The organism is Methylibium sp., from assembly GCF_031393925.1.
In the GTDB taxonomy this organism is placed as follows: domain Bacteria; phylum Pseudomonadota; class Gammaproteobacteria; order Burkholderiales; family Burkholderiaceae_C; genus Methylibium.
Genome location: NZ_JANMWL010000060.1, coordinates 1 through 9,747, shown reverse-complemented (window position 1 = coordinate 9,747; position 9,747 = coordinate 1). Strand labels below are relative to the sequence as shown.

7 protein-coding genes are annotated in these 9,747 nt (G+C 71.3%); 2 read left to right on the top strand and 5 right to left on the bottom strand.

What is annotated here, in order from left to right; translation table 11 throughout:
* The 3 genes from RMO12_RS03955 to RMO12_RS03945 form a co-directional block, all read right to left on the bottom strand.
* Positions 1–187 (bottom strand): hypothetical protein (locus tag RMO12_RS03955; RefSeq protein WP_309638284.1); only part of this gene is annotated, 187 nt, incomplete at its 3' end.
* Between the two features lie 166 nt (positions 188–353).
* Positions 354–1,136, bottom strand: coding sequence for a polysaccharide deacetylase family protein (locus tag RMO12_RS03950; RefSeq protein WP_309638283.1), 783 nt, complete (start codon positions 1,134–1,136; stop codon positions 354–356).
* A 112-nt stretch (positions 1,137–1,248) separates the two neighbouring features.
* Positions 1,249–2,412, bottom strand: coding sequence for a glycosyltransferase (locus RMO12_RS03945; RefSeq protein WP_309638282.1), 1,164 nt, complete (start codon positions 2,410–2,412; stop codon positions 1,249–1,251).
* 269 nt (positions 2,413–2,681) lie between these two features.
* On the opposite strand from RMO12_RS03945, the gene RMO12_RS03940 reads away from it, so the two are divergent.
* Both RMO12_RS03940 and RMO12_RS03935 read left to right on the top strand, forming a co-directional pair.
* Complete coding sequence (locus RMO12_RS03940) at positions 2,682–3,137, top strand: PA2169 family four-helix-bundle protein (RefSeq protein ID WP_309638281.1); 456 nt, start codon at positions 2,682–2,684, stop codon at positions 3,135–3,137.
* Between the two features lie 38 nt (positions 3,138–3,175).
* Positions 3,176–3,385, top strand: a complete 210-nt coding sequence (locus tag RMO12_RS03935; RefSeq protein WP_309638280.1) for a hypothetical protein — start codon at positions 3,176–3,178, stop codon at positions 3,383–3,385.
* A gap of 19 nt (positions 3,386–3,404) precedes the next feature.
* Here the strand turns inward: RMO12_RS03935 and RMO12_RS03930 are convergent, their stop codons facing one another.
* Positions 3,405–8,114: an ATP-binding protein gene (locus tag RMO12_RS03930; protein WP_309638279.1), complete on the bottom strand. Its 4,710-nt coding sequence runs from the start codon at positions 8,112–8,114 to the stop codon at positions 3,405–3,407.
* A partial coding sequence (locus tag RMO12_RS03925) for an ATP-binding protein (RefSeq protein ID WP_309638278.1) occupies positions 8,111–9,747 on the bottom strand: 1,637 nt, incomplete at its 5' end. The genes RMO12_RS03930 and RMO12_RS03925, both read right to left, overlap by 4 nt.

The following is a 9,747-nucleotide window of genomic DNA, read 5'->3' as shown; positions in this document are numbered from 1 at the left end:
AGCCGACGAGCACGAAGCGATCGACCGTGCGCTCGTCCACCACGTTGGCGCTACTCAACGCGTTGACGGTCGCGAGCAGCGCCTTGCACAGGTCGGGGCGTGATCGCGCGAGGCCGATGGAAATCTGGTCGGGCGTGGCCGGGGCATGGATGGGGTGGGCGGTGGGCAGCATGGCGGTGTCGGACAAACCTGTCTCGGGTTGAGGACGAAGGCGATGTCGGTAGTGGGGGGCAGTGGCGCACCTAATGCACTCGGTCAAGAGGCCAGCAATTCCCATACCCGTTTTGCCTGTAAAGCCGATGCCGTGGCGTACCGTCAGGGAAGCTTTGGGGGGCGCTCGCAGCGCAGGCCGCTTACCGCGCGTTGGCGCCGAGCAAGGCGGTGCCGTCGTGCGCGCCGAAGCATTCCGCCGCGGCCTGAGCCAGGGTCAGCGCGCGCCGTTTTCGCAGCGCCTCCTCGAGCAGCCCGAGCCAGCTTGACAGCACCCTCGGGTGTTCGGCGTCGCAGGGGTGGAGTTCCAAGCGCAGCAGCGGCTGATCGCGCTCGTGGCGTGCGACGGCGGCGTTCCAGCCCAGCGACACGGCGCGCCGCCAGGCCGAGCGGCAGCTGTAGACGATGCTCTGGCTGCGCAGTCGCTCGCGCGAGGGCAGCGCGACCAGACCGCCGAGCGTGCAGGTGTAGGCAAAGCCCAGTTCGTCGAGCGCGTTCCAACTGCCCTCGCTGAGCAACCAGGCCGGCGCGACAAAGCCATGCAGCGGCCAGCCATGCTGAGCAAACCAGCTCATGCCGGCGCGCAAGCGCTGCGTCGCCTCGCGCTGCGACAAGGCCGCGAACTCGCCTTCGCCGGCCGTGTACCAGCGTCGGCGTGCATGGTCGAGCCAGCCGCGCGGCGCGCCGTCGTCGCGGTGGGTGTAGCCATGCAGCACCAGTTCGTCGCCGCGCGCCGCAGCCACGTCGAGCCAGCGCTCGAACAGCGGGCTCGGCGAGCAGCCGTGGTACTGCGGCACGGCCAGCAGCGTCATCGGCAGCGGCGCATGCGCGGGCGCCAGCGACTGCACGTACCGACACACGCGCTCGCATGCCGACCAGGTGGCAGGTGCCACGTCGTGCAGCACGATGCACAGCGCGGGGGTCATCACTGCCCCCACGGTGCCTGGCGGCACCTGCCCCCCGAGGGGGCGCTCGCCGCCTCGGGAACGGCCCGGCGCCGGCTCGATGTCGGCCCCCACGGTGGCTGATGCCTGTGGCTCATGCGGGATCCTCGGTGCTCACGCCGAGCGGGTGGCGCCACGACACGGCCGGCTGGGTGACACCGCCGCCGCCGGGAACGACGACGACGTCGCTGACCAGACGGCGATAGCGCTCCAGCAGGCCGGGCATCACATCGTTCCAATCGTGGCGCTCGGCCACGGCGCGGGCGGCGGCACCCAGGCGCGCACGGTCGCCGGCAAAGGCTGCGGCAATCGCTTCCGCCCAGTCGTGGCTGCGTGCGGAGTCGACGCCGATGCCAACCTCGCCCTCGCCCAGCAGTTCGGCCAGGCCGGCGGCGCGGCGCAACACCACCGGCGTGCCGCAAGCCATCGCTTCGAGTGCGGCAAGGCCGAAGCTTTCTTGGTCGCCGGCATGCACGAACAAGTCGGCGCTGGCGAGCATGCGCGCGAGCTGCTGGCTGCCGTGCTGGTGCGCCAACACGCGCACCTGCTCGCCAGCGGGCGGTGGCTTGGGGCCGGCGCCCACGCACACCAGCAAATAGTCGGGCCCGAGCCAGCGCACGGCCTCAGCCAGCAACGCGAGGTTTTTCTCGGGCGCGAAGCGGCCGGCGTAGAGCAGCACGCGCGTCGCGTCGCTCACGCCCAGCTCGCGCTTCCAGCCGGCATCGCGCTCGCGCGGATGGAACACGCCGGTGTCCACGCCGAGCGGCTGCACCAGCACGCGCTTGACGCCGACGTCGGCAAGCACGCCGGCCATGGCCCGGCTCGGCGCGAGCACCGCGTCGAAGCGGGCGTAGGTGTGACGCAGGTAGCGCGCCGCCGCGCGCCCGGCCGAACGCGCGAGCAGTCCCTCGCCGCCCGCTGCGCGCATGGCCAGGGCGATCAGGTTGCTGTGGCAAAACGCCAGCACGGGAACGCCCAGCCGCTGCCCTGCATCGAGCGTCGACCAGGCCAGGCGGTAGGGATCGCCCACCTCGATCAGGTCGGGCGCGAGCCGCACCAATTGCTGCGTGGCCCGAGCACGCGCCAGCGGCAAGCGGTAGCCGCCGCTGCCCGGTAGCGGCAGGCCACCGCAGTCGACCAGGCCCTGCCCCGTGGCCCCCGGCGCGACGATGGTGTGACGCCAGCGGTGGCGCCACAGCCAGCTGCGCTTGCCGAGTAAATAGCGCCGCACGCCGCCCCCGGTGGCGCTCCAGAACATGGTGGCGTCCACGAGATGAGGCCGCGAGCCGACCTCGGCGCAGGGCAACGACCGGCCGGCGTAAGGAAGGAAAGGAACGACGGGCATGAATGGAATGGGCAGCAGTGTTTTGAACTGCACGAAGCAACTGGCATGCCCTGGGCGCACCGGCCGCGCGGTCGGCCGCAAGGCGGGCCGCTGGAGCAGGCATGCGATGTGCCACTCTGCTAGCCCACGCATTGCAACGCGCCCACCCCGACCCACCCTCCCCCTACCCCGAAGGACGCATCATGACCAACGACAATTTGATTGACACGCTCAACGACCTGATCGAAACCTCCAAGGACGGCGAGTACGGCTTCAATGCCTGCGCCGAGCATGCAAAGTCGGCCGACCTCAAGGCCACCTTCAGCCGTCGCGCCGGCGAATGCCAAGAAAGCGCGCACGAGCTGCAAAAGCTGGTGACGCAGTGCGGCGGCGAGGCCGAGACCGGCGGCAGTGCCGGTGGCGCCATGCACCGCGGCTGGGTTGCCGTGCGCGGCACGCTCACCCACTACGACGACAAGACCATGCTCGAGGAATGCGAGCGCGGCGAGGACCGCGCCAAGGCCGCTTACCGCAGTGCGCTCGACGACGAGCTGCCCGCCAACGTGCGCGCGGTGGTGGAGCGCCAGTACGAGGGCGTGCAGCGCAACCACGACGAGATCAAACAGCTGCGCGACCGCGCCAAGGCCGCCGCCAACTGAGTCAAGCCGCGCGCCAGCGCTCGACACCGGAGTTCTGCATGAGCGGCAAGGCCATGAACGCAGCCCAGATCGCCACCCTGGTGGCGCTCGGCGCCATGGCCGCGGCCTGCGAGCGGCGCTATCCGGAGCCGACCTACGGCGCTTCGGGGGGTGCCAGCGCGCCCGGCGCCGACACGCCCGCCAGTGCGGCGAGCGTGCCGGCCGCTGGCGCCAGTTCTTCCGCCGGTCCTCCCGCCGCTCGGCGCTGATGCCACCGAGCCGGGTGCGTCACTGCGGTGGCCCGCGCTTGGCCTCGGCCGCTTGCAGCAACGCCGACAGGGCGTCGATGTCGGCGGGTTTGACCATGTGGTGGTCAAAGCCGGCCAACTGGGTGCGGGCACGGTCCTGGTCCTGGCCCCAGCCGGTGAGCGCGATCAAGGTCAAGGCCTGACCATCGGGCAGCGCGCGCATGCGACGAGCCACTTCGTAGCCGTCCATGCCGGGCATGCCGATGTCGAGCAGCACCACGGCCGGACGCTGCGTCGCCAGCTCGGCCAGCGCGGCGGGTCCGTCATTCACCACCCGCACGCTCGCCCCCAGAAACTCCAGCAGCACGCCCAGGCTTTCAGCGGCGTCACGGTTGTCGTCGACGATGAGAACCTTTTGCGGCGCGCGCGGCGCGGCGTCATGGCTCGAAGCCAGGTTGGCAGCGCCCGCGCCTTCGACCCGGTGCTCGTTCTGAGCGCACGCGAGCGGCAGCCACACCACGAACTCGCTGCCGCAGCCCGGACCGGCGCTGTGGGCTTCGGTGCTGCCGCCGTGCAAATCCACGAGGCTGCGCACCAGCGACAGGCCAATGCCCAGGCCGCCCTGGCCGCGCGCGTTGGCGGGGTCGACCTGGGTGAACAGGTCGAACACGCGCGGCAGCATGGGCGCCGTCAAGCCGATGCCGTTGTCGCGCACCGACACGCGCGCCCGCGTGCCTTCGCGTGTTGCCGCGAGCACGATGTGGCCGCCCGGGTCGGTGTATTTGGCGGCGTTGTTGAGCAGGTTGGCGAACACCTGCGCCAGGCGCACCGCGTCGCCGTCGACCACCAGCGGCTCATCGGGCAGCTCTTGCTCGAGCGTGTGACCGGCCGCCTCGATCAGCGGACGGCTGGTTTCCACCGCACTGCCCAGCACCTGCGCCAGTGCCAGCGGCGTGCGCTGCAACTCGACCTTGCCGCCGCTGATGCGCGACACGTCGAGCAGGTCGTCGACCAGCCGCACCAGATGCTCGATCTGGCGCTGCATCAGCGGCTGCACGCGCACAACGGTGTCGGGCGTAGGCGCCACCTTGAGGATGTGTACGGCGTTGCGCAGCGGCGCGAGCGGGTTGCGCAGTTCGTGGGCGAGTGTGGCGATGAACTCGTCCTTGCGTCGGTCGGCATCCTCGAGCGTCTGCCGGGCGCCGCGCAGCTCGTCGATGTCGACGCTGCTGCCGATCCACTCGACGATGCGGCCCGCCTCGTCGCAGAGCGGCAAGGCACGGCTCATCATCCAGCGCCAACTGCCGTCGGCGCGCCGCATGCGCACCTCGTTTGAATACGGCTCGCCGCTGGCCAGCGCATGCGCCCAGGCGGCACGGGTGCGCGCGCGTTCCGCGGGGTGAAACAGCGCGTAGCGGCGTTCTTCGGAGAAGGCGCCGTCGATGCCATGAAACTCGCGGCCATAGCGGTTCATCCAGGCAATGCCGCCATCGGGCCGCACGCTGAAAACGACGTGCGGCATCGACTCCGACAAGCCGCGAAAACGCGCCTCGCTGGCGCCCAGGCTGCGCACCGCGCGTGCTCGCTCGGTGGCCTCCCAGCAGCGCAGCGCCACGGTGCGCACCAGCTCCACATCGGCGTCCAGCCAACGGCGCGGCCGGCTCTGCTGGACCGTCATCCCGGCCACCAGGCAACCGCGCTCGTGCAGCGGCACGCAGATCAACGCGGCGACTCCTGCCGCTCGGTAGGTGTCCACGCGGTCGGCGATGCTGGCATCGGCCAGCGCGTCATGCACCACCATCGGCTGATTGCCGCGCAGCCCCTGCAGCATGCGGGCACCAAAGCTCGACAGCCGCCAGCGCCCGACCATGCTGCCGGCCACGCGCGTGTGGTCGGCCGTGATGAGGACGTGGTCCTGATCCGGCTCCACTTCGCCGTAGGCGCAGCGGTCGGCGCCGAGGTGCTCGCACAGGCGCCGCGCGGTCACCGCCATCACCTCTTCGGGATCAACCAGTGTCTGCGTCGACAGGTTCAGGTCGAGCAGGAAACGCTGTTCCTCGAGCATGCGGCGCTGCGCCTGCTCGAGCAGCCTGTTCTGCAGCACATCGCGAAAGTAGAACGCGAGGCCGCCACCGGCCACCGGATAAACATTGACCTCCAGCCAGGTGCCCAGCGGCTCGAAGGGCGCGTCCACGCGCACTGCAACGCGCTCGGTCATGGCGCGGCGGAACGGTGCCTCGAACGGGCTGCCGACGAGCCCAGGAAACGAATCCCAGATCGAATGGCCCAGCAGCGCGGAGCGCCCCTTGCGCAACATTCGTTCCGCCGCACTGTTCACGTAGCTCGGAGCCCAACGCGGGTCGGTGGCGAGGAAGCCTTCGGTGATGCTCTCCAGCACGTTCTCGGTCTCCGCGCGCAAGGCGCGCTCGCGGTGCGCCGTGTCCTGGCGCGCGCGCGCCAGCGCCAAGGTGCCGGCCACGCGCGCCAGCAGCTCGCGGGCGTTGAAGGGCTTGGTGAGGTAGTCGTCGGCGCCGCCGGACAGGCCCTCGATGCGCGCCTCTTCGCCGACGCGCGCGGACAGCAAGATCACCGGCAGGCTCGCGGTGGCCGGCTCGTCGCGCAGCACGCGCAGCAGCGCAAAGCCGTCCAGGCCCGGCATCATCACGTCGCTGACCACCAGGTCGGGCGGCTCGGCGCGCACCGCTTCCAGTGCCGCCGCGCCGTTGGCCGCCGCCACCACGCGGTAGGTGCGCCCGAGTAGACGCGCCAGGTAGCCGCGCATGTCGGCGTTGTCGTCGACCACCAGCACGGTGGCCCGGTCGGTCGCGTCGGCGCCGCCGTCCGGCAGCGGCGCTGCGGCGCGCTGCGGTGCCTCGGACAAGACGTCCAAGCCGGACCAGCCGGTGTCGCGCAACCAGCTCTGCGCCTCGCCGAGGTAGACCTCCACGTCGTGTTCGGCGGCGCCGGTGTGGCGCGCCGGGCCCACACGCTCATCGGCCAGCTGGGCGCGGCCGAGCGGCACGCGCACGCAAAAGCGGCTGCCCACCCCGAGCTGGCTTTCGACCGTGGCTTCGCCGCCGTGCAATCGCGCCAGCTCGCGCACCAGCGCCAGGCCGATGCCGCTGCCTTCGTGGGTGCGGCCGTGCGCGCCCTCCACGCGGTAGAAGCGCTCGAACACGCGCGCCTGGGCGGCCTCGGGGATGCCGGTGCCGGTGTCGCTCACGCACAGGATCGCACTGCCCTGGACTTCGCGCAGGCTCACGCGCAGCTCGCCGTTGAAGGTGAACTTGAGCGCGTTGGAAAGCAGGTTGAGGACGATCTTTTCCCACAACTCGCGGTCGGCGTAGGCCGGCGCACTGAGCGCCGGGCAGTCGATCACGAGCCGCAGGCCGGCCCTCTCGGTGGCCGGGCGGAACATGCCGGCCAGGTCGGCGGTGAGCGCCGCAAGGTCGAGCGGCTCGCGGTGGACCTGCACGCGCCCGGCCTCCACGCGCGAAAAATCGAGCAGGGTGTTGACAAGTCGTTGCAATCGCCGGCCGTTGCGCTCGGCCATCGTCAACAGGCCGCGCGCGTCGGGCTCCATGCCGCCGGGTTCGGCCAGCAGGTCGGCGATCGGGCCGAGCATCAAGGTAAGCGGCGTGCGCAGCTCATGGCTCACGTTGGAGAAGAAGGCGGTCTTGGCGCGGTCGAGCTCGGCCAGCGCTTCGGCGCGCTGCTTTTCCTCGTCGAAGGCGCGCGCATCCGAGATGGCGTTGGCGACCTGCGTGCCGATCAGCATGACGAAACGCAGGTAGTTCTCGCCGTGCGTGGAGCGCGTGCTCAGGCCCACCACCATGAAGCCGGCCAGGCGCTCGCTTTGCCCGGCGCGCGCCAGCGGCAAGGTGACGGCGAGCGCGATCGGCTCGGGCCACGGGCCGGCATGCAGCGCCGCGCCGCGCAGGTCGCACTCGTGGGGCGCGCTCGACGCCAGCACTTCGGCGAAGGCCCAGGGTGAGGGGTCGATGCGATGGCCGTCACCGTCACCCCCGACCAGCGACACGCGCTCGGGCGCTGCGGGCGAATCGGCCGCCAGGCCGGCGTGCGCGGCGCGCACCGCCGAGCGCGCGTCGTCGCTGAGCAGGTAGATCAGCACGAACGGCAGGTCGTGCGGGTTGGCGGCCAGCGCCGCTGCCGCCCGCGCGCAGGCGGCAGCGGCGCTGTGCGCGCCTAGCGTGGCGTTCGACAGCGCCGCCAAGGTGGCCAGGCGCCGCTCGCCGAGGCTGCGCTCGGTGTCCTCGGACACCACGCACAGCATGCCGGCAACCGTGCCGTCGTCGTCGTGGACGGGGCTGTAGGAGAAGCTGTGATAAGTCTCCTCGGTGAAACCGCTGCGCTCCAGAAACAGCTGCAGGCCCTGGTCCCAGGTGGCCTCGCCGGTGCGCAGCACATGCTCGATGCGCGGGCCGATGTCGGGCCAGATCTCGGCCCACACCTTGCGTGCCGGGCTTCCCAGGAAGCCGCGCTTTTTGCCCAGCGTGGGGCGGTAGGCGTCGTTGCAGAAAAAGCTCGAGTCCGGGCCCCAGGCCAGCCACATGGCATAGCGCGAGTCGAGCATCAGCCGCACCACCGTCTTGAGGCTTTGCGGCCACTGCGCCACCGGGCCGAGCGCGCTGCGTGACCAGTCGATGGACCGCAGCGCGGCGGCCATCTCTCCGGCGCCGGCAAACACCGTGTTGCGCACGGGCAGGTCGAGGTCGAGGCGGTCGGTCATGCCGCGATGATCACCGAATCGTCGTCCCTCGCCTGTGCTGCCGGCCGAAAGTTGTGAGGCCGTGCAAGCAGCGCAGCCTCGATGCTCTGCAGCAGCGACTCCACGTCCACCGGCTTGACGGCATGCAGATCGAAGCCGGCCGCCTGCGAGCGCGCGCGATCCTCCGGCTGGCCGTAGCCGGTGACCGCCACCAGCATCACCGCCTGGCCACGGGGGTGCGCGCGGATGCGCTCAGCCACCTCCGGCCCGCTCAGCCCCGGCAGTCCCACGTCGATCAGCGCGACCTCCGGCTGCAGGGCCAGTGCGGCCTCGAGACCGCTCGGGCCGTCGGCGCGGGCGCTCACGCGATGCCCGGCGTGCTCGAGCAGCGCGCGCAGCATCTCGCGCGCATCGTCGTTGTCCTCCACGATCAGGATGCGGCGCGACGGGCCGCGCACCATCGCCGTGTCGGCTGCCGCAGCGCCCGCCGGCGGGGCGATGGCCGGCAGCCGCAAGCGAAAGACGCTGCCGAGGCCAGGGCCGTCGCTGGCCGCATCGACGCTGCCGCCATGCAGTTCGGCGAGCCGGCGCGCCAGGGTCAGGCCGATGCCCAGGCCACCCTGGGCGCGCTCGATGCCGCGTTCGCCCTGCGCGAACAGGTCGAACACGCGCTTCAGCAGCTCTTGTGCCATGCCGATGCCGTCGTCGCGCACGCCGAGCACCGCAGCGCCGTGCTCGGAGCGCAGCGTCAGTTCGATGCGCCCGCCGGCCGGCGTGTAGCGCACCGCGTTGGACAGCAGGTTGGTGACGACCTGCTCGAGCCGGGTTTCGTCGCCTTCCACCCAGGTCGGCTGCAGGTCGAGCACGAGCCGGTGGCGCGCGGTGCTGGCGGCACCGCAAACCGCCTGGGCGATGTGCCGCACCAGCGCCGCCAGGTCGAGCGGCCGGCGGTTCAGCGCGATCTTGCCGGTCGAGACCCGGCTGGCGTCGAGCAGGTCGTCGACCAGCCGCGTGACATGCACGAGCTGGCGACGGATCACGCCGAGCGGCCGAGCCGCCGGGTCGTTCTCCGCGGTGCCAGCGCCCGATCGCCTCTCGAGCAGGTAAGCGGCGTTGCTGATGGCGTTCAGCGGGTTGCGCAGCTCGTGGCCCAGCATGGCGAGGAAGTGGTCCTTGGCGCGGTTGGCGGCGTCCGACTCGGCGCGCGCTTCCTGCTCGCTTTGCAGCAGACGCAGCCGCTCGGCGTGCGCCGCTCGCTCCGCGGTGATGTCGCGCACCTCGACGACGGCGCCGACCGGCACCCCGTCCACGCGGATCGGGCTGGCGGTGTAGGCCACCGGATAGAAGCGCCCCGACGCATGCACGAACACGTCTTCGCCCTGCTGTCGGTCGTTCTCGGGAAAGGCACGGTCGATCGGGCATGCCGATCTCGGATACGCACTGCCGTCGGGACGCTGGTGGTGAATCGCGTCGTGCAGCGGCCGGTCGTGCAGCTCGGCCAAGGTGTAGCCGGTCATGCGCTCGGCGGCCGGGTTCATGAAGCTGCAGTGCCGGTTGGCGTCCGTCATGAACAGCGCGACGGTCGCGTTGTCGGTCAGTGTGGCGAGCTGGCGCCGCGTGTCGTCGCGCGCACGCACGGCCTCGGCCGCGTCGC

Coding starts and splice junctions, on each gene's coding strand:
- RMO12_RS03940 (WP_309638281.1), top strand. CDS start 2,682: ATGACCAACGACAATTTGATTGACACGCTCAACGACCTGATCGAAACC.
- RMO12_RS03945 (WP_309638282.1), bottom strand. CDS start 2,412: ATGTTCTGGAGCGCCACCGGGGGCGGCGTGCGGCGCTATTTACTCGGC.
- RMO12_RS03950 (WP_309638283.1), bottom strand. CDS start 1,136: ATGACCCCCGCGCTGTGCATCGTGCTGCACGACGTGGCACCTGCCACC.
- RMO12_RS03930 (WP_309638279.1), bottom strand. CDS start 8,114: ATGACCGACCGCCTCGACCTCGACCTGCCCGTGCGCAACACGGTGTTT.
- RMO12_RS03935 (WP_309638280.1), top strand. CDS start 3,176: ATGAGCGGCAAGGCCATGAACGCAGCCCAGATCGCCACCCTGGTGGCG.